The sequence below is a fragment of the Enterococcus raffinosus genome (genome assembly GCF_018917525.1).
In the GTDB taxonomy this organism is placed as follows: Bacteria; Bacillota; Bacilli; order Lactobacillales; family Enterococcaceae; genus Enterococcus_A; species Enterococcus_A raffinosus_A.
The window spans coordinates 1-26,448 of record NZ_JAHLOS010000028.1 but is presented as its reverse complement, the minus strand read 5'-3'; the positions used below and the strand labels follow the sequence as shown (position 1 = coordinate 26,448).

At 37.8% G+C, this 26,448-nt stretch carries 13 protein-coding genes; all 13 read left to right on the top strand.

The features are described from left to right. Positions 1-320 precede the first annotated feature (320 nt). The 13 genes from KQI58_RS15720 (at position 321) to KQI58_RS15660 (ending at position 26,190) form a co-directional block, all read left to right on the top strand. Positions 321-6,482: a SpaA isopeptide-forming pilin-related protein gene (locus KQI58_RS15720; RefSeq protein ID WP_216409984.1), complete on the top strand. Its 6,162-nt coding sequence runs from the start codon at positions 321-323 to the stop codon at positions 6,480-6,482. A gap of 1,033 nt (positions 6,483-7,515) precedes the next feature. Then, complete coding sequence (locus tag KQI58_RS15715; RefSeq protein ID WP_216409983.1) at positions 7,516-8,619, top strand: tyrosine-type recombinase/integrase; 1,104 nt, start codon at positions 7,516-7,518, stop codon at positions 8,617-8,619. A gap of 494 nt (positions 8,620-9,113) precedes the next feature. Next, positions 9,114-10,919 carry a SpaH/EbpB family LPXTG-anchored major pilin gene (locus KQI58_RS15710; protein ID WP_216409982.1) on the top strand — a complete coding sequence of 602 codons (1,806 nt, stop codon included), beginning with the start codon at positions 9,114-9,116 and terminating at the stop codon, positions 10,917-10,919. A gap of 24 nt (positions 10,920-10,943) precedes the next feature. Then, positions 10,944-15,638 carry a SpaA isopeptide-forming pilin-related protein gene (locus KQI58_RS15705; RefSeq protein ID WP_216409981.1) on the top strand — a complete coding sequence of 1,565 codons (4,695 nt, stop codon included), beginning with the start codon at positions 10,944-10,946 and terminating at the stop codon, positions 15,636-15,638. A gap of 1 nt (position 15,639) precedes the next feature. Further along, entirely contained in the window at positions 15,640-16,356 is a 717-nt protein-coding gene (locus tag KQI58_RS15700; protein ID WP_216409980.1) for a pilin N-terminal domain-containing protein, read from the top strand. Positions 16,357-16,466: 110 nt separating this feature from the next. Continuing rightward, positions 16,467-18,221, top strand: a complete 1,755-nt coding sequence (locus KQI58_RS15695; RefSeq protein WP_216409979.1) for a sortase family protein — start codon at positions 16,467-16,469, stop codon at positions 18,219-18,221. Between the two features lie 14 nt (positions 18,222-18,235). Continuing rightward, positions 18,236-20,389: a glucosaminidase domain-containing protein gene (locus KQI58_RS15690; RefSeq protein WP_216409978.1), complete on the top strand. Its 2,154-nt coding sequence runs from the start codon at positions 18,236-18,238 to the stop codon at positions 20,387-20,389. A gap of 17 nt (positions 20,390-20,406) precedes the next feature. Further along, positions 20,407-20,985 (top strand): signal peptidase I, encoded by a 579-nt coding sequence (gene lepB / locus KQI58_RS15685; protein ID WP_216409977.1) that lies wholly within the window; start codon positions 20,407-20,409, stop codon positions 20,983-20,985. 28 nt (positions 20,986-21,013) lie between these two features. After that, entirely contained in the window at positions 21,014-21,790 is a 777-nt protein-coding gene (locus KQI58_RS15680; RefSeq protein ID WP_216409976.1) for a hypothetical protein, read from the top strand. After that, on the top strand, positions 21,790-23,370 hold the full coding sequence (locus tag KQI58_RS15675) for a hypothetical protein (RefSeq protein ID WP_216409975.1): 1,581 nt from the start codon (positions 21,790-21,792) through the stop codon (positions 23,368-23,370). The genes KQI58_RS15680 and KQI58_RS15675 overlap by 1 nt, the downstream gene beginning before the upstream one ends. Positions 23,371-23,406: 36 nt before the next feature. Then, positions 23,407-24,147 carry a hypothetical protein gene (locus KQI58_RS15670; RefSeq protein ID WP_253295978.1) on the top strand — a complete coding sequence of 247 codons (741 nt, stop codon included), beginning with the start codon at positions 23,407-23,409 and terminating at the stop codon, positions 24,145-24,147. A gap of 16 nt (positions 24,148-24,163) precedes the next feature. Beyond that, positions 24,164-25,270, top strand: a complete 1,107-nt coding sequence (locus KQI58_RS15665) for a hypothetical protein (protein WP_216409974.1) — start codon at positions 24,164-24,166, stop codon at positions 25,268-25,270. A gap of 125 nt (positions 25,271-25,395) precedes the next feature. Continuing rightward, positions 25,396-26,190 (top strand): helix-turn-helix domain-containing protein, encoded by a 795-nt coding sequence (locus KQI58_RS15660; protein ID WP_216409973.1) that lies wholly within the window; start codon positions 25,396-25,398, stop codon positions 26,188-26,190. Positions 26,191-26,448: the final 258 nt, after the last annotated feature.

Here is a 26,448-nt window from a genome sequence, read left to right as displayed (position 1 = left end):
TCTACCCTGAGCTTTATATCAGCCCTTTTTTCTTTTTTGTACTATGATAAAGATAAAAATAATAAATAATTTTGATTGTCTCAATTAATTGCATTCAAATTATGGATGTAATCAGGTAAAAAGACTGTATATTTTTAACCCATTTGTTATTAGAATATGGGGTTTTTGGTGCGAATAAAGCATTTGACGATTACTGAGAAACAGAAAACTAAAGTTTTTCAATAAACGTATTTAAACCCTGTTCTTTTTGAAAGTAGAAAGTCGAAATTATTTGTTATCCCAGTCTGGGAATAATTTATCGGAAAAGGGAGTTAGGGAAAATGTCAAATAAAAAGACAGTAGACAAATTAATTTATGGATTTATGGCTTTTTTAATTGTGTTAAATTCATTGGTACCTTTGACCACATTTGCGGCGGAATCACCCTTATCAATATTGAAATTGGAGAGTGTCTCAAAAGGACAATCAGATAATATAATAGATCTAAAGATTTCAAGAATAAAAATGGAAGAGCAAACAGTCAAAGTGAGTGCTTCACAAGCAGTTATTGATAAAGCTGAGATAGATCAAAATGGAGAAACGAAGATTCTAAATATTGAAAATGCTCAAAATATTGAAATTCCTAATGATTTTAGTGGTTCAGGAACCATTCATCTTACTGTGAAACAAGAAGCGATAAGCAATCGACAGTTGGATTTTAGCTATCATGATCAAAAGGTGTCCTACCAATTTCCTTCTATAGCAACTGACATTTCTACAACTGAAACTCCCTCTTCCGAAGTTTCTTCTGTTCAGTCAAGTGATCAAGAGTCAAAGAACAATGGTAGTATGACAAGACCTTCTAGTGAAACTAAACAAAGCGCTCAAACTTCGGAGTCACCTAAAGAAAATCAAACAGACAATAAGGTGACAAAAGCTGATACGCCAAGTGATATTCGAACTTACTTTCCAGATGGAGATGGAACAATATTAACGGGGTCTAATCTCGTGTATTTAGATGACAACGGTGAGATTATTGAGCCGCCAGTTCCTGCAAATACGCATGTGCGCATTTTTTATACTTGGAGTATCCCAGAAGATGTTCGATCACAGATCAAGCCAGGTGATTATTTTGATTTCAAGCTACCAGATGAATTGCGTCCAACAAAGCCTATTAGTGGTGAGCTGAAAAATGCTGATGGTGAAGTTTATGCTACCTATACAGTAGACATGGATGGCAATGTCCGCTTTACTTTCACAGAAGAAGTTGAACATCAGAGTGATATTAATGGTAGCTTTTATTTTGAGGCGGAATTTCAGCAGGATCATATTGACGGTCCTGGTGACATTACGATTCATTATCCAGTAGAAGATAATCTCCCTCCAGTTGATGTAGAAATTCGTCCAGATACGGAAAAATCAATTGATAAAAAGGGACATTTTGATCGCACACCAAATCCAAATAGTGTTGAGTGGACTGTTGATATTAATCAATCAATGGAACACTTGTCCGATCCAAAAGTAACGGAAAACTGGCCTAAGGGAATCAATTACAAATCAGTCAAAGTTTATGAATTAGTAATGAATCTGGACGGAACGGTCAAAGAAGTGGGGCGTGAGCTGAGTCCTGACGAATATACGGTTGATGAGAATGGCAATGTCACGGTTAAAGGAGACACGAATAATGCCTATCGTTTAGTGTATCAAACGGATATTGATGATTCCGCTAAACCAGAAAATGGTGGAAAAGTCAATTTTACAAATACTGCAAAACTGACAGATAAAAATGATTCAGATGGTATTGATGCGAAGGCAAGTGTTACAACAACTTATGGGAAACCTGTTGAGAAGAACATGGTTGGATATGATCCAAATAATCAGGTTTTCAATTGGACTATTAAATATAACTATGATGAAAAAACTATTTTAAAAGATCAAGCAACAATTGTTGATACGATTAGTAACAATATGGAATTAGTTGACGGCTCCCTCAAAATTTACCCTATTACCTTTGATTCGAAAGGTAATGAAGTAAAAGGAGCACCTCTGGTGGAAGGAACAGATTTTGAGTTAGTCCCTGATCCAGATGGTCATGGCTTCAAAGTGAAATTTTTACATGACATTGATCAAGCAGTTAAAATAGAATATCAAACAAAAGTGAATGGAATTGTTACAGATCCCACTCAAGTAGATAATAGTGTGTCTACAGGAACAGGGGGGACTGGTGATGACTCTGGGACTGCTCAACAACAAAATGTTATTAAAAAACTAACAGATGTTGATTATTCAGACCATGTCGCTGGCTGGAAAATCACTGTGAATAAGAATCATTATTATATGAAGGATTTAGTTTTAACAGATACGTACTCGCCAATACCAGGATTATCGATGATGACGAAACCAGATGGTAGTTTTGATTTTCAGATTCGTGATGTGAGTCAAAATAAGGTGTTGGAGCAAGGAAAAGACTATGAAATTGAATTAACAAAAAATTCTGAAGGTCAAGAGACTGGATTCAAAGTAGTGTTTATCGGTGACTACAATCCAACTAGCTCCGAATTTGTCATTGATTATCATACTAATTTTGATGTGACACTATTAGATCCAGCAGATCCAACTTTGAATCATTTTAAAAATAATATGCGTGCCGATTGGAAAGACGAACAGAATAATGATCACCACTCTGATGATGAAGAAGATTTTAAACCAGATGATCCTTATCAGTTAAATGCGCAAAAAAGTGGACAATATAATGCAAAAACCAAAGAGATCACATGGACGATTGCGGTAAATTTAAGTGGGAACACGTTAAGCAATGCACAATTAATTGATAAGATGATCGAAAATCAAGTGTATGTTTCTGGTTCAGTCAATATTTTTGAAGCTGAAGTCAAAAAAGACGGAACTGTTGTAAAAAAACAGCCCGAAACAGTTGTTAATGATGATATGAAAAAAATTAATGAACCCAATGATACGAATGATCAGACGTTGAATGTTGATTTTCCAGAAGGTGTCACAACGACGTATCTAATTGAATTTAAAACGTCAGTTGCGGATAAAATTATTGAAGGGTCAAATCACTACGACAATGTAGCTCAATACGAGAATAGTAATAATGAACGAGATGTTACTGGTGAAGTTAGTATTAAAAATGGTGGGAAGTATGTTCAAAAGTCCGGGGAACAGGACAAGAATGATCCTGATTACGTCAATTGGAAAGCAGTGATCAATCCTTCTCAATCAACCATAAGTGACGTTATTATCAAAGATACACCAACTGAAAATCAGGTAATTGATCAACAATCCATTAAGCTTTATGAAATGACCGTAGCTGAGGATGGAACCTTGACGCCGAATTATGATAAGCCATTAGTTTTGAATCAAGATTACACGGTATCAGTAATGACAGATAATGTGACTGGCAAGCAGGAATTGACAATCAAACTGCTTCATAAAATTGATGCTGCTTATCAACTGGAATACCGCAGCTATATTACCTCTAGTGCGAGTGGAAGTAAGGATACCGTTTCTAATAAAATTACTGTAACTGGAGATAATGAACAAGTGGTTTCAGGTGGAGACGATCAAGATGTTGTTGTTGAAATTGATCATAGTGGAGGCTCGGCAACAGGGAAAAAAGGTCGAATAACTATTCAAAAAACAGAAGCAGATGGTAAGACGAAATTAACTGGTGCGAAGTTCCAGCTTTGGAATACAACAAAGACACAAATGCTGCGAGAAGGCGAAGTCGATAATAATGGCACAATCACCTTTGGTAGCTTACCCTATGGGGAATACTTATTGGTAGAGACTCAAGCACCAGAAGGTTTTACTATTTCAAACGACTTGGTTAGTGGACGTCGGATCACAATTGATGAAAAAACATCGGAGGAAAATGCAGCACCACTAACAGTTACCAACGAACGTAGTAAAGTGATTTTACAAAAAACGGACGCAGAGGGAAATCCGATAAAAATTGGGGATAGCATCACTGCTGGCGCACGATTTAAACTCGAAAAACTGAAGCCCCTATCTCCAGCAGGTTCTTTATGGGATGCTGTGGCATTAAATCCTGATCGTACAAATAATGAGGGGATTCTTGAAATCGACAGCTTATCTGTTGGCTTTTACCGCATTAGGGAAATAGAAGCGCCAACCGGTTATGTCGTTAATTCATCACCAATGTATTTTTACGTGTATCGCAATAGTAACAATCAAATTCCAATCCATCGTCTAAATTATTATAACTATCAAGGCAGTGCTCAGTTAATCAAAAAAGATAGCACAGGAAATCCACTAGCAGGTGCCGAGTTCGATGTATTGGATAGCAACGGGAAGAAAGTCAACCAACAGCCGTTAGTTTCATCGGCAGATGGGAAAGTAGCAATAACTGGTTTAGCGCCAGGTAACTATAAATTTGTAGAAACAAAAGCGCCAACTGGATATATTATTAATAGTAAAGAAATACCATTCACGATTGATGAAACGTCACAAGGAAAACCCAAAATGGTGACGACTCAATCGGATGGCTCTCCATTAGAGATGAGTAACTATAAGGGTTCCGTTGAATTTGTGAAAAAAGATAAATCAGGGAAAACGTTGTCTGGTGCGGAATTTGATCTCCTAAATGATAAAGGGGATAAGATCAATCCGGCACCGATTAAATCCAATGGATCAGGAAAAGTACGTGTTGATAATTTAGCACCAGGGACGTACACATTTGTGGAAACAAAAGCACCAGAAGGCTATATTTTGAATGATCGGAAATTTTCATTTACGGTCAAGTCTTCCAATGATGGCGAATTACCTGTTATTGAGCTATCGGATTTTTTGAATTATCAGGGAGCTTTTCAGATTATTAAACGTAATACAGATGGTGAAGGATTAAAAGGTGCAGAGTTTGCACTCTATGATAGTGATAAGAAATTACTGGACAAACGGGCTGTAAGTGACAAGGATGGAACAGTTATTTTTGATCATTTAGCCCCAGGAGAATATTATTATCAGGAAACAAAAGCACCAACGTTGGATGACGATTCTGATTATGTAATCAACCCAGCATTGATTAAGGTTGTTATCGAGAACCATGCGTATGATGATCCGAGAATTCAAGAAGAAGGAGATTTCCAAAACTTCCGTGGAAAAGCTCAAATTACGAAAGTTGGCGATGGTGGGTCAATCGCAGGTGCAGAGTTCGAATTGTATCGTATTGTCAATGGCGATCAGAATTATGTGAAAACAATTGTGGTACCTGAAGATGGTCATTTAGATATTTCTGGTTTAGGTGTTGGTGAGTATGTTTTGAAGGAACGTAAACCAGCGCTAGGATACATTTTGAATGAACAGCCGATTTACTTCGTAGTCAACGAAAATGATGATCAAAACCCAATCATAGACAATTTGAATTTTAAAAATTATGAATCCAGTGTTATTGGACGAAAAGTGAATGAACAGAAAGAGGCGTTAAAGGGTGCTGAATATCAAGTGTATGAAGCAGATGATCAGGACCAGCCTCAAAATGGTCCACTAAAAGTCGAAACGCGTGAAGGGGCAGTAACGGATACGATCGCTACTGATGGTAAGGGGGATATTTATTTCCGAGGTTTGGAGCAGGGGCATTATGTTCTTGTCGAAACAAAAGCACCAGAGGGATATATCTTAGACACCACTCCGCATCCGTTTGATGTTACTGGACAAGTTGGTAAACCAGATAAGGTAAACTTAGGAGACTATGTGAACTATAAAGGATCTGTAGCAGTAACAAAAAAAACGGAAAACAATGAAGGTTTAAAAGGTGCCGAGTTTGAAATTCAGGATACAAAAGGCACTGTACAAACTGTCTTAAATGCTGCTGGAAAAGCGACGAAGCGATTAGTTTCTGATAAAGACGGGAAAGTTTTTGCTACAGGATTAGCTCCAGGGAATTACCGATTAGTTGAAACAAAAGCACCAACGAATTATGTATTAAATACAAAAGTCGTTTCATTCAAAGTTGCCACTGAAGATTTAGGCAAACCAGAAACGATTAAGTTGGATGATTTTATCAACTATCAAGGCTCAGTACGATTACAAAAAGTTTCGGAATCTGATAAGCCATTGGAAGGTGCAGTTTTTGAATTGTATCATGCAGATGGACAACGAGTTGGAGAGTACCATTCTGATCATGAGGGGAAACTGTTCGTTGATCAGCTTTCGCCAGACGATTATTATTTCATAGAGAAGAAAGCACCTGTTGGATATACTATCAACAAAGAGAAACGGAAATTTACAATTGTTTCTTCAGAAGAAAATAAACCAGCTACCATTGATACAGGGAAATTTGTAAATAAAGAAGTTCCAAGTACTCAAAATACGACGAAGTCATCAAAGAAACCAAATGTGGATAGAACAAACAAAAACTATCCAAAAACAAGTGATACTCGGAATATAGGACTAGTGGTTGTAGGAATTATGATTATTGCCATCGTTGGAACTCTCTATGCCGAAAAGAATCGATTGAAATAGGTTAAAAACAAAAAGCTAAAATATGTTTTTAATTTGAGCTAGATCAATGTTCATAAATAGCTCTTCTTCAAGTTTGAGTAGAAAAAATAAAAAATTGGTAACGCATTGGGATCTTGTTAATAACAAGATTAATGCGTTACCAATTTTTTATACCAAGCTAAACGTTGAGATAGAACCTATAGGATGTTTACTGTGCATTAAATGAAGACTATGAATGCGTACTTCTCTAGCTATGACAAAATAGTTGAGTTTTAGATAGAGGGACTTATTAGGGATAGATGCAAGCTGAAGTTCAATGTTTAAGAGTCAGTAATCGCTGTAGAAAAGTTTCTCAATGAGAAGTTGGACTAAATCAAGTAGTAAAGAAGCGGAATTTGATGGAGAGACTATTTGTAATCAATTCCCGCCCGATTAAATCTGATCGTGAAGCCTTTAGGTAACTTATCAAAAATTGGACTTACAAGATTACGATCGAACTGATGATTGTAAAGTGATAGACTGCGATAGGAAATGGAAATAGTTTTTTCTATTTATTATAAATCTACTCTATCCAAAATTATTTAATATAAATGCATGGGATTTTAAATATAAAATAAAAATTTATTTAAAACGTAAATACAGCTATAAAATAGATCGATATAAATGTAAATAAACAAAATGATGACAGAAAATGATTATAAATATATAATATAAAGGCATCTTTTTCGTCTAGAAAAAGATGCCTTTATTTATAATTTGTGGGGGAGTTAGAGACTATATTCACTAAAGAATAGTTACTTAGTCCTGCAAAAAACTAGAAACTATTCGGATCAAACGAAACATATTAACTTATTTATTTGATATAACGAAAACAAATCACAACTTAATTATATATTATTGATTATTAATAGGCAATAAGAATTATTAAAATAATTATATATAAGAAAAATGATGTGTCAGAACAAAGACACGCTTAGCTCTTTTTTGTTTTTAAATAATAAAATAGACAAGAAGTAAGCCGTCTTTTAAGCCGTCAAAAAGAGGAGAAAGCAGTATGAGAAAAGGTGAAAATATCTATCTAAGAAAAGATGGGCGTTGGGAAGGAAGATTCCCAAAAGGTAGAAAGCAGAATGGAAGAATTCGGTATGGGTATATTTATGGAAAAAGCTATACTGAAGTAAAAAAGACGCTTTACCCATTGAGAATTCACTATCAATCCTTACAACAAATTCAAGGCACTTCTGCAGAAACAGTCGAAGAGTGGGCGATGCAATGGTTTTATGAAGTACAAGATGAAGTAAAACCCTCTACATTTTCTAGCTATTATTACAAATTAACAAAATATATCTTCCCATTAATAGGAAAAGTCCCGCTAAATGAGCTTTCACTTGATTTAGGAAAAATTGTACTCAAGAAACTAAATGAACGTTTAGCCAGTTCTACTCTCCATGTCATCTTCAGGATACTTAATAAGTGTTTAAATCATGCAAAAAAAAAGGGGAAAATCAATGGGAATCCATTTACTGAACTTAAATTACCAAAGAGTAAACAGCATAAAATTCGTGCGCTTTCCATGCCCGAACAAAAAAAAATGATGAGCATTGCCGCTAAAGAAAAGAAAGGCTATGGCATTCCCACCTTATTAGCGATGTATTCAGGTATGCGTATTGGAGAAATCGCTGCATTAAAATGGGAAGATATTGATTTTGAAGCAAATCTGATTTACGTTCATCATACCTATCAAAGAATTCCAGCAGTTAGTAGACAAAAGAAGACTCAATTAATTATGGCAGATTCTAAGACTGAAGCCTCTTTACGAGTAATTCCTATCAGCAAAACATTAAAAAGGATGTTAACGAAACACCAAAAGGGAGCAAAAGGAAGCTTCGTCTTTTCAACTAATGGGCATCCATGTGAGCCGCGTTTACTTACGTATCATTTTCATCGCATTCGGGAAAAAGCAGAATTGAAGAAGATACATTTTCACCAACTACGCCATACATTTGCGACGCGTTGTTTAGAAGCTAAAAATGATATTTTATCTGTTAGTGCGCTTTTAGGGCATGCCTCCACTAAAATGACTTTGGACACATATGCAGATGCGATGATGGAACAAAGATATAAAGTAATTGATCATTTAGATAGTTTGCTAAGTTAACACGGAAATAATTAAAAAAACACTCAAATTTTTTTGGGGAGGTCTTTTTTTGTTTTTTAAGAAAGCGCTCTCTTTTTTTGCCGATAACTTATAATTAGATATTTAGTCTCTAATTAAATTTTTTCTAGAAAAAAATTTTTTGTAGAAATGATGATTAACCGTCAATCATCGTCAAAAAGCACTAGAACCCCTTTATTTTCAAGGAGTTCTAGTGCTTTTCTAGTTTTTTGCAGGACTAAGAATAAATTATGTTAGTTATTTGTTGAGAACTAAGGATCTTAACCAAAAAAGTTAACTTATTCGAATCTTGAAAGGAGGTATGTTTATCGAAGGACAGACATACTAATTTTTTATGATTTCCCAATGCTCAAAGAAGAAAGCAATCTTCCTTGAACATTGGAAAAAGGACTATGTGAGAAATTTGGCGGTAACCACTTCTCATGTATCTAGTTTAGCTAATTTAAGAGTAAAAAACAAAAGTAAAGGAGTTCATTATGAAGAATAAAAGAAAATGGATAAGTAAAACAGCAACAACGTTAGGGGTCTTGGCAATCTTAGGGTCAGCAGGCACGGGATTAGGATCAGTGGTCTATGCAACACCAGATACACCGTATATTAGCACTAATGCAATATCTGACAATACATCAGATCGAACAATCACTCTATGGAAATATGAAATCAAAAGTTCGGCTGAATTAGGCGAACGTGGAGATGGGGAGAAATTGGATCCCGGAACTGCTCCTAGTTTGGCAGGAAAAGATTTGATGGGTGATGTAGAATTTGAAATCGTCCGTGTTATTCCTAAAAAGGATTCATCTGGTAACTACTATGCTTTAGATGATCCAACGAAACAAGTAGCTGGAACGCATTATGATGTAGATCCAACATTTACAGCAATTAAGCAAAAGACCGGTGATTATACGACAGGTGCTGGTTTTGGTACGACTACTTTCAATGTTGGTAATGGTAAAGCAGCGGATGGTATTTACCTGATTCGTGAAGTTCCAAATGCCAGTGGTGATTATACGTATACTGATGGAACTGGTGAATCGAAAAAAGTCGCAACACCAATGGCACCATTCTTTGCATATTTGCCACAAACAAAACGGGACAATGAAAATAAGTTAATTTATGACGTTCATGTGTACCCGAAAAATATTGTTAATGATACATCATTGGATAAAACAATTGAGGGACAAAAAGGCTATTCGATTAAAGCTGGTCAGTCGTTCCAATGGGAAGCACAAGTGAAATTGCCTACAGGGCTGTATTTCGAAGCAGATAAGGACATGACTATTACGAATGTCTATGATAAAGATGGAAATAAATTACCGGATTTAGTTGTAAGTGCAGGAGATGAAGTCTATGCGAATCATTTCTATATTCATGATGAATTAAATGAGCAATTACACTTGGATGATGTAGAAGTTGAAGTATACGATGGTTCAACATGGACGAAATTAACTTTGAACACTGACTATACGGTAACAAAAGATGGTGCTGCGGCAACGACAAGCCCGATCTCTAAAGTAAAAGATGGAACAAAGACGGATGTTCGTATTGAATTGACAGAAGCTGGAATGAAAAAAGTCGAAGGTAACTACACAGATATTCGTGCAATTTATCATACACATACGGATGTAGACTTTAATGGTTATATTGAAAATGAATTTGATAGTGGATACTTGATTCCAGGTCAAAAGCCAGTAGATACACCGAGTGAAAATAACCCGGAATATTTTGATGGTGGATTTGAGATTGATAAAACAGAAGAAGACAGTTCGAAGAAATTAGCAGGAGCAGAATTCTATATTGCAACGAGTGAACAAAATGCAAAAGATAAGAAATACTTAGCATCAAACGGAGAATCATATACTTTGAATGATGATGGGACTGCTACACCAGCGTTACCAACAGGAGTGACATTCTTAAAAGATACAACAGATGCAAGTGGACATGCACAATTTGATGGATTGGCACTAGATTGGTACACAGATACTGATGGAGATGGCATTCAAGATGCAGACGAACCAACATGGGCACATGCGGATATTGAAAGAGATTATTGGTTAGTGGAAACAACATCACCCGATGGATTTGAGTTATTGAAAGATCCGATTAAAGTAACGGTAAAATTGGATCCCAAAGATGTATTAGTACATGTAGAAAATAAAGTACAAACTAAATTACCATTTACAGGTGGAACAGGAACAACATTGTTGATCATTATTGCAATTGGGGCAATCACAATTGGTACAGCGTCAATCGCAATTGATAAAAAACGCCGTACCGTTCAATAGAGACGATGAAAGGATGGGCAAGTCATGCAGAAAATAAGGAAAAATAAAAAAATCGCAATTGTTCTTCCCATCATTCTTCTTTTAGGAGTAGTTTTATACCTAACTACTCCTAAAGGAATGCTCTTGAAAGCTGATGATACTAAAGATGTATTAGTAAATGTTTATAGGGATGATAAAAACATCACACAGGATTTGTTGGAAACAAAATCCTCATCTGAACAATTAGGTATTGAATCTAAGGGAGGGCAACTACTTAGATTTTCCGATGTGAATAAGTTTACGATTTCTTCAAAACAAGAAGACCTTCTAGTGAAAAGTATTTCTGAAACGGACTTTAAAGAAGAAGAGATAATTAAGCAAATAGAAGAGAAACAAGAAACTGTTGACGGATCTATAAACTCAACTGATGGATTGAATCAGAATGAATTAATTTATGTCACTAATGGTGAGGGAAAAACTATTTCCACGTATTTAAAAATAGTCCAAAATTCTACAACAAAACTATTTTTTGAAAAACAGGTTCAAGGAAAAGTAGATGTTGGAGTTACTTCTGTAACGGAAAACAAAGAACAAACATTGTTCCAGTTTATAAAGAAAGAAAAAAACGCTTCTTTGCCGACATTAAATGAAGTAGAAGAAAAAGAATTCACCGCTAAAGATTCTTTTAAACCATTAGAGTTTCAAGGGGAACTACCTAGTTTAAATGAAACGGGAGTTAGTGTGAAAACGAAATCAAATCCTGCTGTTGAGGTAACTGGACTACGTCTTAGTGTAACTGATGGAACTAAGGATTTTGACCTTGTAGGAAGTAGCCTCCCGGGGTACGACCTGAATGGTGAAAATGGTGTTGTCAGAACTTATGATTCTGTTGCATATAAAGTGGCATTTTCTATGGAAAGTACCAACCCCGCAGTGAATTATAAAAATGTAAAGTATCGATTAGACATGGAATTACCAAATGCCTATACCATTGCAGCTGATGGTGAAGAGCGGTTCAATGCGGCTGTGATGCAAGGACCAGAAGATTATGGAGAACTAAGAGATGATACGTCAAAAACGAAATCTTCACTCGGTTATGTAGAAGATACTCTGACTGAACCGGGAAATAGTAATATTATTATTCCGATTGTTGTATGTGTCTTTGGTGCAAAGCATGGTCATAATTTACAACCAAATATCAAACTAACTATTTTAAGTGCGGAAAATGAGAAGACTGGTGAAGTCGTTGAGATAAATAAAGAATATGATTCAACTAATGAGACGAATCTGAACGTTCCTCAGACAAAAGTTACAGCCAAAGCATCAATAGAACCAACATTGCATAAAGGTGGTAGGGTCAATCTCAACTCGTTTGTTCAAGGAAGCCCTGGTACAGGAAAAAGTAACGACTGGGATGCAGTAGGATTAGGAGTTACACTTACTTTAAAAACCTTAGTTGGAAGAGCTGTAGGTGATTTCAGAGGAGCGACATTTCCCAGTGGTAACGTTAGCTATTCTATAACTTCAAGCTCTAAGTATAGCGCGACTGATGGAGGAACATTTGCAAATGTTCCTTTCAGTAGTACTGGTGCAAAGCCGGTTAAGCCTATAGCATACTCTCCAGCAACTTCTAGTACTACCGCGTCTAACTGGACCTGGAAAGAATACAATACAGCTGGAAATTCGCTGAAGTTTACAGATGCGTTAATCGATTTGGCGATTCCCAGGGGGAATACTGGCAAACTCTATTTGCAGGAACCTGCCGTTAGTACCAATGAAAAGAAACAGATTGGTGCTTTCAATTCGGGAGATTTTATCACTTTAGCATCGGGAAACTCATTTTTGGTAAGTAATGGGAATTATGCTGCATTGAATAATCCTTATACGTATACTTTAGCTGGAAATAAAGTCTCAGCTAATAATAAAATTTTTTCTAGTGTTAGTATGGTCGTCGAATGGTCTAGAGAATATCTGGAATCAAAAGCTAAAGGTGTTTACCAAACAACAGTAAATATTTCAAGTATCACCTATGAAGGCGAAAGTCACTCTGTAAATACAGAGACTGTGATTTCTGCAGGAAAAGAACCAAGCGGTGCTTATACAACAGGTGTGGGTGTAATGAGATATAACGTCGATAAAGGAATAATAGCTCCTTACGATAGTAGCGGGAACCCACATAGATCCATTTCGGGTGATGGAAAAGTTGAGCAAGGAGCAAGTGATGCATATCTTGGACAGATTGCTTATGCTAATCCTTCAGCGGTTAGGAAAGTAGAAACATTTCTAAGGTGGAATGCCAATTCCTTCAAATATGATCCGACTAGGGAAATGGATTTAACGGCGCTCTCTAAAACGGGCTATGTTGATAAAAGTCAGCTTAAATATGGTATTAAAAAATCTGGAAATATGCCTTCACTTACAAGGAAAGCGAAGAGTACGCTAGAAAATGAATACACTTGGTACAGTTCTTCGACGGCGGCAGTAGCCTCCGGCGGGAAAATAGGAGCAATAAAAGCGGTATCGGTTTTATCGGAGGAGAAAGATTATAGCTTTTATTTTCGGGTCCCAGTAGAGATTATTGGTAAAGCAGGAGCTAAAGATTCGAATGGTGATTCTCATGTAGTAACTATGGATTCGTATTCTTATGATAAAAATGGAACACTTCTAAATCAGATGCCGGCATTGGGTGAAAATTATACTCCATCTACCTTTGATTCATCTGGGAAATGTACTGCTAGCCATAATGGTGGTGGACATTGGGGAGATTCAGTGTTTATCGTACCTTTTGGGATTGAAACAACTACTAATCCTAAAAAAAATATCTATAAGACAAATGAAACTGTGAAATGGAAAGTTACTGGAGAAATCAATTCTAAATTACCAGTGAATCATACTATTCAATTGACCACAACATTACCTAATGGTCTTGCTTATGATGAAGGTTCGGCTGTAGACAATACTGGAAAAAAAATAACTCCAAAAAGTCTTGTAAATAATGCCGATGGAACAACTACCATAGTTTGGGAGCTTCCTAAACGAAATCCGATGAATTCCGATTTAGCTGAAGTTGATTTTACAACAACAACCATATTAAAGAATCTGACTTTTAATTCTTCACTTGTAGCTGAGCAAACAGTGAAGACAGTGGGAGAGATATGGCTGACAGATGATCCTAGTCAAAAAGATGTAAAAGGAGCATACTTTCGTACTTCTTATGGAAAAGTTCAGTTAACTCAAAGCCAACAAATTATACTTAAAAAAAGTGTTGATAAAGAAGCAATTGAGGTAGGTGAAAATGATTCAGCAGATACAAGCTTAAGTACAGATATTACTTACACAGTTGATTTAACAAACAACAGTTCTGAAAAGTTATTAGATTTAAGGTTAATGGATATCTTGCCTTATCAAGGAGATACACGTGGAACGAATTTCAACGGTTCTTACACAATCAAAAAAGTAGAGATAGCTGATGGGAGTGCGGATATTTATTATAATAATAGTTTAACTTCTGGCTCTGAAAAAACTAATCCAAATAGTATAGATTTATCTCTTTGGTCGAAATTTAATCCTAAGACAGAAAGCATTACAAAAGTTAAAAATGCTAAAGGTTTTATGTTTGTGAAAGACGAAATGGGCATAGGGGACAAACTAAAAATAAAAATTACAATTTCTCCAACAAATCAAATGGCTGGGAACATTTATAAAAATGGAGCTTCAATAAATAACAAGCTTGATCTACCTACAAACAGTAACGTTGTTGAGACAACGGTTTACGGTAGAGATTTTTCTGGATATGTCTGGTATGACGATAACTACAATGGTTTGATTAATTCTGGAGAAGAGCCGGTTGGAAATATTTCAGTAAAACTTTACCGGACTAGTAAAAAAAATGGAAGCTACGTCAAACAATTAGTAAAGGAAAACCTAATAGGTGAGAAATTTATTGACTCTTCAGGAGATTCAAATGTTAAGACAGAATCTACAGGGGCTGATAAAGGCAAATATAAATTTAATAATTTACCTGAAGGGGACTACCTTGCAGAATTTATGGTGGGCGATATTGTCGTTACTCAAAAAATCGCTATTGTAACTAAGCAGTTAGTTGGTAGTGATCCTACGCTTAACTCGAAAGCAGATCCAGAGGACTTTAAAACACCGGAATATAAACAACCAGTCTTGGAGAACCTACCTACATTACTTACTGGAACGGATAAAATTTATAGTGTGACTGATGTTAATGCGGGATTATCTCGTTTATCAAGGATTAAACTTTTTAAGTATGAAGAGGGTTCTGTTATTGATGCTGATGGGGATGGAAAGTTAAGTGATGCCGAAATTGAGTCCAGTACAACACATGCCTTAAAAGGCGCAGAGTTCCAATTGTACAAAGGTAAGAGTGACAATCCAAAGGCAGCGGATAAAATCGGTACTATTCAAGTGACTGATAATTCGGGCTGGTTGGAATTTGATATTAGTTTACCTCCTGGTGATTATACAATCGTTGAAACAAAAGCACCGGATGGATTTGAATTATTAAAAGATCCAATCCATGTAAATGTTCCACAGTACAACTATGTGGCTATTGTGCATGTTTCAGATAAAGGTCAAACCAAATTACCATTTACTGGTGGAACCAAAGCGATGCGAATCATCTTGATTGTGTCCGTGGCTCTCTTGATAATTGGTATGGCCGGAGTATTCTTACATTTTCGACCGATCAAAGTAAGGGGAGGAAACTAAAATGAAAAAACTACGTCGTTTGTTGTTCTGTTTGTTTGTTTCCTTCCTGAGCTTTGGCGGAGTGGCATCTGCTCATGCCGAAGCAGATGCAGCTAAAGATATGGAGAATTCTGGTTATAACATCTACATTCAAAAGTACAAGATTGTCGATTTTGAAAAGATTGCCGATACGTTGCCGTTAGATGGAACGAAAGTCGATCAAGTGAAAGATGCAAATGGCAAAACTCTTGACCCGCTGCCAGGGATGTCTTATGAAATTACGCGTGTCACACCAATCCAAGGAGCATCTGGATTTGAACCTGTTCAAGGGGATGGCGCGTTTCAAACAACGGTGACCACGGATGAAAATGGGCTCGCTCATGCAGGCAACCTTGTTCAAGGGATGTATCAGATTGTTGAGAAGGAACACGCACAGCTTAAAGATGTAATGGAACCCGTTGTCGTTGAGCTGCCGTTTCCTCAACAAACGGGAGAACCTTTGAATGAGGTCTATATCTATCCGAAATCCAGCGTTGTAGGCGACACCCCTAAGGTACCTGTGACAAAGGGACCGGATGGTACGCCAATCGAAGTCGATGAAAAAGGAGAAATTAAGAAGCTGCCGCAAACCAGTGGAAACATTGGAACCGCACAAGTACTTCTATGGATTTTGGCGATGATTATTACTATGGGTGCTTTTGGAATGCTTAGTATTCATCGCAAAAAAGATGTTTTTTAAGAATTGATTGATGCATCATTACTGAAGAAAGAATCTAGGATGCGGACCTATTTTGTATCCTTGATTCTTTCTTTCAAATTGTAACTCTCTATTGGAAAGAAGGACCCGTCATGAAGAAACGAAACAAGCCAAAACGAAAACACTCTTTTTTAAAGATTTTCGCAATCATTATGATCGTTGGCGGCGTGTTGACGCTTCTTTATCCAATTGTTGGGAATTACTTAGCCAATCGTGAACGCAGTCAGGCAGTCTCTGAATACGACGACACGATGAAAAAGATGTCCCAAAAGGAAAAAGACAAACAATGGGCATTAGCCAAAGCTTATAACGAGTACATTTATGCGAAGCAGGAAAATCTTCCCGCAGGAAATCCAGTGGTTTACAACAAGATCATGAAGCAGGGCGATGTCATGGGAACTGTGGACATTCCTGCGATTGATATCAAACAAATGCCTTTTTTTCACGGCACGTCCTTTAAAACATTGGAAAAAGGGTTAGGTCATTTTGAACCCAGTTCAATCCCGATTGGCGGAAAGAACACTCACTCAGTCATTACGGGACACAGTGGGGTCAAAAACCAAGTACTCTTTACGGATATCCGTAACCTAAAAGAAGGCGATTTGTTTTTTATCAATATTCTAGGCAAACGTTTGGCTTATGAAATCGATTCTTTTGAAGAGATTCTGCCAAGCGATGTCGACAAGGTCAAGATACATAAGGGAAAAGACAAAGTCACACTATTGACCTGTACGCCACCGGGAATCAATACGTTTCGACTGTTAGTCACAGGGCATCGCATTGATTACAAAACGGCAGTCAAGAAAAAAGTGAAGAAACGCAATACCTGGAGTTATCAAAATATTGTGCTGGCAACACTAGGTTTGAATATCGCGATCTTTGCGTTATTGATGGGTTTATACCGTCGGTTCATCAAACGATTCCGCTCCGATGATCCAATCATCGCGGCGAAAGCCCGGAAGAATTTGAAACGACTATTTACAGTAACGAAGACGCTCTTCATTATCCTATTCATAACGATGACGGCGGTACTAATCACGGCGATCTATGGCTATCTTCATATGGAACAGGAGCCGGCATCGGCGGCAGTCAATGTCGGAGCGACAGAGGAATTGAGCTCTTATAATATCGACAAAATCCAAAAGGCGAACTACGGGGAGAAACAGATCGCCAGTGTAAAAATCTCTGATTATGCCAAAGCAAAATCGGTGGTTCAAACAACCACCAACAATTGGGGCATCGGAAAGCTCGTGATTCCCGATGTCTCGATTGATCTGCCGATCCTCGCCGGAATGGCCAATGAAAACCTGTTGACTGGAGCGGCGACTTATCGCTCCGATCAACAATTGGGACGTGGAAACTACGTGGTACTTACCCATAATATCTTTGATAAAGATGTATTGTTGCATCGGATTCAAGATTTAAAAAAAGGACAGTTGATCTACACAACGGATTTTAAAAATGTCTATGTCTACGAGGTTTCTTTGAACAAGATCATCGAAGAGACAGAGGTTTCTTATGTGGAAAAAGAGCCGAAAAATGGGATCGCGAAAATTACACTCTTGCGCTGTGAAGGGGACATTGGAACGATCTATCGGCGTCTTGTTCAAGGAAATCTCAAAAGTGTGGAACCGCTGCATGATGCGGAGGACGAGTTGTTCAAGAAACTGAAACTGAAACGAGACGATGGAAAGATTGACGGAACGATCGTGAAAAAAGATCCTGTGTCTGAGCCTGAACGAGTAAGCATGACCCTAGCTGCCAAGATCATTTCTGATCCGATGCAGACAGTTGTTCCGTTGTTCTTATTATTCTTATTACCAATTTTATTCTTTAGTCTGATTTAGAAGGGGAGACGTTCATGAAAAAAATAGTACTAGGTGTTTGTGGGGTTCTCGTCTTTATCGGAGGACTCGCCAGTATACGTAGCGGCGTATTAAAGGCAGGGGAGCTGACAAAAGACTCCTCATTAATCGTAGAAACGGGCACTGTGGAAAGTATCGTTACTATTCCAGAGAGCAGTGAAACACCTGACGAGGAAGGCATTGTTCCTGAAGCAGAAAGTCCTGCACCAGTAGAAGAACAGCCAGCGCAGCCGATAGAAGAGTCGAGTACTTTGCCTGAGCCGTCTGCCAGTTCAGAGTCCGTTCCGTCGTCATCAAAACCGTCAGACACGAGTCCAACTGAGAGCAGTACAGTGGATTCATCGACCAGTACTAGTTCAACAAGTACGAGTACAACCAATTCGACATCCAGTAGTACATCGACATCGAGCACTACGATGCCGAGCAGTTCCACAAAGCCAAGCAATCCGAAACCGAGCCAAACGAAACCAAGCGAAACAACACCGAGTAGTATAGAGCCAACCCAACCGTCTACGAGTCAAGGCTCAAAACAACCGACAAAACCGATGAAGCCAACACCTGTGTCACCAACTACACAGCCAGCACCTGCCACTACGAATAATACAAGTGTCCAGTCGAACGCATTCGTTGCGCCATCTGCACCAGAGGCATTTTCGGAAACAAGTACCTTAAATCTGCCGAGTGAACTGAAGACAACAGAAGTTGCGCAGTCGGATCTGAAGGGTTTTGAACTACCATTGTTAAGCAGTTTTGAAAACCAGGATCACGCGGTTTTGATTTACGAAGGGATTAAGCAGCTTGGAAACGAACAAGAAGAAACCTATAGCGCGGAACAATTAGCAACAGAGATCTATCAGAACTTATTCGATTTAGAAATTTCAGGGAAACCAGAAAAAATGCCAGAAGAAATTACCGTCGGCAGTCTGATTTATCAAAAGAAAAAAGATAAGGATAGTGTACTAGGGATCTATATCGGGAATGATTATTACTTAACCGTTGATGATGTAGAGGTTGAAGAAGATACAAAAGAACGTACATCAATTAATGAAGAATCGGAAGAGAAAGAAAAGAAAGTAACTCAACGACAGGTTATTCTCGAAACTCTTGATCTGGAAGAAGAGTTCTTAGTACAAGAATTGCCGGAAACGGCACTAACAGAGTATGGGAAACAAGTATTGGCAGAGTACCCCGCATCGATGAATTTTACCGAAAATGAGAGTGCAAAGAAGTTTATCGAAACAATTGCGGAAGATGCTCAGAAGTTAGGCCAAGAATATGATGTCTTTGCATCCGTGATGATTGCCCAAGCGTTATTGGAAAGTGGTTCGGGAACCAGTACCTTGTCCCTTTCACCTAACTTTAATTTGTTTGGAATTAAGGGAACTTATCAAGGGCAATCTGTTTCGATGTCCACTCAAGAAGATCGTGGAAATGGAGATCTGTATTCAATAAATTCCGCATTCCGTAAATATCCGAATTACGCGGCCTCGCTTGGCGATTACGTACAACTAATCCGTGGAGGTATCTCTGGCAATGATGGTTACTACAGGCAAACTTGGCGTTCAGAAGCGAAAAATTATCTGCGCACCACCAATGCTTTGACTGGAACTTATGCGACCGATACCATGTATGGTCAAAAATTGAACTCGATCATCGCGCTTTATCATTTGACTCACTATGATCAAGTAAAGACTACAGATGGGAATTCTGGTGTCTTTATCAAAGGAAAGGAAGAAATTCCGGAAGAATATCGAAATCGCATGAAATATCCTGATTACAACGGTGTAGATTATAACAGTTCCGGATCTTATCCAGTTGGTCAATGCACATGGTATGCCTTTAATCGAGTAAACCAATTAGGCAAAACAGTCGATGATTATATGGGCAATGGCGGCCAATGGGCAAGTAAAGGGAAGGCACTTGGCTATGAAGTTAGTCAAAAACCAAAGGCAGGTTGGTTGATTTCTTTTAAGCCTGGTGTAGCTGGTTCTGATTCACGCTATGGTCATGTGGCTTTTGTTGAAGTGGTTCGTCCAGAAGGGATTTTGATTTCAGAGGGAAATGTCTATGGTGGAACAATCATCTCTTATCGAGTAATTGACAATGCTTTAGCCACATCAGATCAGGTTTCATATATTAAAGCAAAGTAAAAGGAGCACCGTGACTTATGGCAACTGTTCAATCACGTCAAACGAAAAAAGAGGAACGTCCACCAAAACGATCCCTTGGGAAAAGTCTGGTACTGACTATTTTGACACTACTACTCTTCGTGGTGATGTACGTTTCAGGACAATTAGTGCGAAGAGAGTATAGTTTCCATCCCATCTCTGGCACGTCAATGAGTCCGGCTCTGACAGAAAAAGACATGGTCTTAGTCAAAAAGCGGCACAAGATACTACGCTATGACATGATCGCTTTTTCGATTAAAGGCGAAGACGGAAAATTTGTGAAACGTGTGATTGGTATGCCCGGGGATACAATGTTTATCCGCAATGATCGGATGGTATTGAATATCGGTGAACATGGGGATTTTGAAACTACTTATACGTTTCAACTTTCTCCAGCAGTTGCCGAAGAGTTTCAAGAATTAACGAAGATCCCTAAAGGAATGTACTTCACAACTGGGGATCATATCGATGTATCGAAGGACAGCCGGACCTTCGGATTTGCCAAAAAGACAGACATTGAGGGAACCGTTCAATTCAAACTCCCATCATTGATAAGAAAGCAGGTGGACAGTGAATGAATAAAAGAATTCTGCTAGAGGAAAAATCATGATAGTCGTACTAAGTGTAATCAGTGCCGGATTCGTTGCTTTGGCCCTTGGTTTAACGATTGTTCGAATTCTATTCGAGAGGCGATTTACCGAAATTCAAAAAGAACCCGATCAAACGTCAATATTTCGGCGAAAGGTCAATCATTTAAGAAGGATCGAACAAGCCCGACATATTCGTTATCTACTATTTACGTGTCTGATGATTGTTTTTGGAATAATGTTCGTTATCGGTTCATTTCTAGTTTTAGTGGATGATCAACAGAATCTAAAGACACAAAACACGGAGATGAAGGAACGAATTTCTCAATTAGAGAAACAACAAACTGCACTTATTGCCAGTATACCTTTAAAGAACTATCCAAAAGAGGGAATCGGACTTAACAAGTATGAGTGGGATAAGTTAGCTACAGAAACTAAAGATTCTGACTTACAAAAACAAATAGAAGCATCGATTTCTCAAACGACGTTTCCTTATTTTGGTTCTATGGATACGACGGTTTCATTGGCTGTGCCAAAAACACTTTCGCTTCAATTGAACGGTCAAACGGATGACGATATAAGTAAGAAAATGGTTCAAAAGAACATTGATGCCTTTGCGAAGGAAGCTGAGGCGATCTATGAATTGACAGACATCCATGTTCGGATGGTTATCGCTGTGGGCAAGGAAAAGAACATTATCTACAATGTAAATTATTCCCGTGAAAATGGTGAGAGTGACTTTAATAAAAAGAATGTTTCCGAAAAGAATCTGAAGAATGATGGTGGGAAGGGCTAATGGCAGAGAACAAGAAAAAGAGAAAATGGCTATCAACGCAAGCCTTGAAGGAATTCATCAATGATATCACAGAAGAGGAATTGAATGCGGAAGAACTGTACAACGAAACTATTCGCATTTCTGATCCTTTGGAGAGGGGAGAAGAAATAGGGGATTCCGAAGAGGAACTTGAAACATTCGTTCAAGAACATGAACAAGATGTTCAAGAAAAAGTTACTCAATCTGAACAACAAGAAAGCAACTCTGTTCAAGTGGGTTTAGAGAGCCGAAAAGAATCATCCGAAGCACGTATCCGTCAGTTAGAAACGGAAAAGGAAGAATTGAATGAAAAATTAGCTTTTGAACGAACCCGTTTAGAGGAAGGACTAAGTGATCGGGATAACCAGTGGCAAGAAAAGTTATCCGAAACAGTTGACGAGAAAACTAAAGCGGAATCGAAGGTTGTCCTTCTCCAACAACAGTTAGAAGAAAAGCAACTAGAGCTAAAAGAAAAACAGAAAGAGTTAACAGAGACAACGGATCGAATCAAAAAAGAAACATCGGGAAAGGAAGCCAATTCGGTTAAACTAAAAGAACTCACACGACAGTTAAAGGAATATCAAACGAATTACCAAGCCGCACAGACTGAAAACGAAGCAACCGAAAAAAAGCTGGGTCAACTCACCACAGAACATGAAGAAGAGCTGGAACGGTTTGATCGGCTAAAAAAGCAATACAGCGAATTGGAACAAAATTACCACCAGTTACATACCCTCCATCAAAAAAATGAGACAAAACTGGTAGAACTTCAAGCTGAGAACGATGTGTTGGATGAATTGCTTGAAGAAAAAGAACAAGAAATCCAAATAGAATTAATACAACTCAAGGAAGAAAACGCGAAATACAAACAAACGATTCAACAGTTACAGGAGCAGGTTGCACAAAAGCTTAAACATGCATTGGAGGAATCACATATGGCAATCGATGAACAAGGCCAACTGCCGGAAGAACACATACAAGAAGAAACAAATGAAGAACTGATCCAGCTAACGACAGAGAAAGAAGCCCTCAACAGTGCCTTATTTGATGCTCATGAAGAAATCGCGAAATTGGAAGAGAAGACGAGCAATTTAGAGCAACTAGAAGCTGAAAAAGAACGCTTAGCCAATCAGTTGGCGGAAGCACAAATCGAGTTAAGTAAGTTGAAGGAACAGAAAGCCAACGAAGAAAGTCTTGAATTGATTCAAGCTAAGAAACAAGTTGACGACTTGATTGATAAAAATGAACGGCTCCAAAAAGAAGTAGTTCAGTCGCAACAGGAAATCGGTGAAGTACTGATTTCAGCGAAAAAGCAAGCAAATCGGACTGTTGAAGAAGCCGAAGTAGAGGCGAAGCAACTGATCAGTTCGGCAGAATTGGAATTAGAAAATATCAGTAACCGAGCGAGAAAGATCTTGATTGAAGTCTCCGAATCCCGAAAAAATGTCCTCTCTATTTATGATGATTTGGAATTCAAAGTAGAAGCGCTCTCGAATGGGACACTGTTAAAAGAGATAAAGAAAAAGAAGCAGGATCAGAAATTATCTGATTATTTTGATTAAACAAGAAACTAAATTAGGAAAAGAGGACAAAGTATTTTGATCATAAATTGGATTAGTGTGGCGTTGGTCATAATAATACTGATTGTCTGGTTTCGGCGAATGCTTATTAAGGTGCAATTACAGCGACTCAATGTCCCACCCAATACACCGCTGTCGTTTCAACGAAAGTTGGAATACGTCAAACAAGCAGAACAAGAAAAGCATGTTTCGGCTCTCTTATACCTAACGATTTTTTTAGCGCTGGGATTATTACTAACCACCTATGGGCTATTTCAGATGGAGGATCAGCTGCACATCGTAACGGAACGAACCAATCAGTTAAAAGACGAGCTCTACACCGTAAAAAAAGAACAAAAGCAACTTATCAACAAAATGCCCATCAAAGCGTATCCCAAGAATGGCATTGGCTTGATGGAGTATCCATGGAATGAATTGTTTTCTGATGAAAAACGAGAAAAACAATACGAGATCGAAAGTGATTTATCTACGAAAATCAGTCCGTACTTTGGGTTATCCACGACGTTGATTGTGTTGGATATTCCGACGCAAACTTTGAATATCGCGTTAGCGGGAGATTCTGGCAGTGAAGACAATCGTGAGCAAATCAAAGAAAACATTAAAGCCTTCGCTAAAGAAGCCAAAGCAATCACAAAATTAAATCAGATCACCTTCCAAATGAATTTGATGAACGATAAAAATAAGAAAAAGACATACAGCTGTACATTTTCAAGAGAAAAAGCAGACGCAGACTTTTCATTGATTCAAGAAGATGAGTAGAAAAGAGGAGAAAAAAATGACTTCACAACAAAAAAAGAATGGTTGGTTTTTTAACAAGAATATCATCGATGAGATCAATTCTGTACCAGAAGAAGTGATGCTTACCGAACAACCAACAGATGTAAAACCAATGGAACAACCAGCTGCTGTTCACCCCAATGAGGTAGCGGAATTAAGACAGGCACTAGCAGAAAAAGAAGAGCAAATAGAACAGGCACGCACAGAAAGTGTACTTGAAAAGCAGCGATTAACCAAAGAAAACGAAAAATATAAACAAGCGCTTCTGCGAACAGGTGAAGAAAAAGCCGAGAATCGTCGTCAGGTTCAAGAATTAGAAGCAGAAGTTCGCCGCAACAAACAAGAGATTCAACGTCTGCAAAATAATGAAGAAACAGGATACTTGAAGGAGCAATTAGAAAAAGCTAAAGAGGAAGAAGAATCTCTGAAAACGACTATTGAAGAGTATAAGCAGCTGGAAAATGATTTGCAGGAAGCGCAACAGCAAATTCGTGAATTAACAATTACGCAAAAAGACGATGCTTATCATCATCAGGAAGACATTCAGAATTTTGAACGTCAGATTGATCATATGATGAACGACTTGACAGAAAAAGAAAGTCTAGTGACGCAATTGGATCAATTGATTGTTGAAAAAGATCAGGTTCTTTTAGAAAAAGAAGAACTAATTCAACAACTGATCGAAGAACAGAAGCATCAAGATTCTGTATTGGAAAGTGAACATATTGCCCAATTGCAGCAACAAATTCATGCGCTTCAAAAGGAAAATAACCAGCTTCAGCAGGAAGCTGTTCAATCTCAGCATGAAATTGGAGAGGTCTTGATCTCTGCTCGTCGCCAAGCCAATCGCATGGTAGAAAAAGCGAAATTAGATGCACAGCGGATCGTCAAAGATTCTGAAGCCGAATTGCAAACAATTCATGATCGGGCTAAGGAAATTTCTTGCGAAGTCGATGAATCCCGTCAAACGATTATGAGTATTTATGAAGAGCTGAAAAGCCGTGTGGATCAATTGGCCCAAAGTAATGTACCGGATTTAGAAGAGATCAAGGGACGGTATGAATATCCTAAGGTTTCTGTTTTATCTCGAAAGGATCACAAATAAAACTTAGAGAATAGGAAAGCCTCGTACATTCGTCGTCTTTCCCGTTCTCCTTTCTACATACATAGTGCTTCAGTCAGTCAAATGAATCATTATAAATAGGGCTTATAGAAAAAGGGGAGATTATCATGAATCAGGTATTGATTCTGACAAAAAATATTTTAGCCGAGCAGGCCATACAGAAAAAATTGCAAGCATTGAACTATGAGGTCTATTGTTCGGCGAGGATATTTGAACAGTCGCTTCGTCGATTAGAATCCTTAGATTTTTTTAACTATTTTCAATACATCGTTTTGAGTGAAACGCTTTGCGAGTCAGAAGTAATTGGAATCATTCAACTCATAAAAAATCATTCTATTCGAATTATTCGTAAAGTAGAAGAAAAGGTAACTGAAAAGGATCACCAATATTTGGAGGAGGAGATGTTGCATGCGATCATCTCCAATGAAGATTCCGTGGATGAACTGCGTGAATGTTTGTATGTACTGAAAAATCATCAAGAATCCAAAGAACCAGCTTACGAAAGTCAAAAATACGTTAAATTTTCTGACAAAGTCTCACTGATTAAACCTAACATCTTGCAGAGAAATATCTCTTCACCAGAAGATAATTATCAATTTTTAGAGGTCTTACATCATTTGTCCCAGACAGAAACAAAGATTCTCTTCATTTTGATTCAAGCTGGAAATAAAGTCGTCACACGAGAAACGATTTGCCATCAAATCTGGAATGAAGAGGTTAATAAATCACATCTAGCATCCTTATCCAGTACGATTACACGGATCAAAAATAAGTTCCAGCAAACGAATTTGACCCATAAAGCGATCCAAACACTTTGGGGGAAGGGGTATCGAATCAATCCAGAACTGTTGGATTGGATTCAGAAAAACGATGCGCTACATACACTAGTTTCGAATGGATAGAATGATAAGGAATAGTAGTCGTTTATTTATAGGACAGTAACTAGCCGGATCTGTTGATAGATTCGGTTTTTCGTAATTTCTCCAATAGTGTGAAACTATCAATGATCGTTATATAGCAGAGTGTAGTTAAAAAAAATCAGTAAGCGTCAGATAGTAAGGTGTATTAAAAGCCCATCAATCCTCCTGTATACTTAAGGATGATTGATGGGCGTGCTTTTTTTATTAATAGTTAGCTTGGCACTTTCTTTGAACTTCCTG

Bases quoted from the DNA above. Each gene is read 5' to 3' on its own strand.
- lepB (WP_216409977.1), top strand. From the start codon at position 20,407: ATGGCAACTGTTCAATCACGTCAAACGAAAAAAGAGGAACGTCCACCA.
- KQI58_RS15690 (WP_216409978.1), top strand. From the start codon at position 18,236: ATGAAAAAAATAGTACTAGGTGTTTGTGGGGTTCTCGTCTTTATCGGA.
- KQI58_RS15680 (WP_216409976.1), top strand. From the start codon at position 21,014: ATGATAGTCGTACTAAGTGTAATCAGTGCCGGATTCGTTGCTTTGGCC.
- KQI58_RS15715 (WP_216409983.1), top strand. From the start codon at position 7,516: ATGAGAAAAGGTGAAAATATCTATCTAAGAAAAGATGGGCGTTGGGAA.
- KQI58_RS15675 (WP_216409975.1), top strand. From the start codon at position 21,790: ATGGCAGAGAACAAGAAAAAGAGAAAATGGCTATCAACGCAAGCCTTG.
- KQI58_RS15720 (WP_216409984.1), top strand. From the start codon at position 321: ATGTCAAATAAAAAGACAGTAGACAAATTAATTTATGGATTTATGGCT.
- KQI58_RS15700 (WP_216409980.1), top strand. From the start codon at position 15,640: ATGAAAAAACTACGTCGTTTGTTGTTCTGTTTGTTTGTTTCCTTCCTG.
- KQI58_RS15665 (WP_216409974.1), top strand. From the start codon at position 24,164: ATGACTTCACAACAAAAAAAGAATGGTTGGTTTTTTAACAAGAATATC.
- KQI58_RS15710 (WP_216409982.1), top strand. From the start codon at position 9,114: ATGAAGAATAAAAGAAAATGGATAAGTAAAACAGCAACAACGTTAGGG.
- KQI58_RS15705 (WP_216409981.1), top strand. From the start codon at position 10,944: ATGCAGAAAATAAGGAAAAATAAAAAAATCGCAATTGTTCTTCCCATC.
- KQI58_RS15660 (WP_216409973.1), top strand. From the start codon at position 25,396: ATGAATCAGGTATTGATTCTGACAAAAAATATTTTAGCCGAGCAGGCC.
- KQI58_RS15695 (WP_216409979.1), top strand. From the start codon at position 16,467: ATGAAGAAACGAAACAAGCCAAAACGAAAACACTCTTTTTTAAAGATT.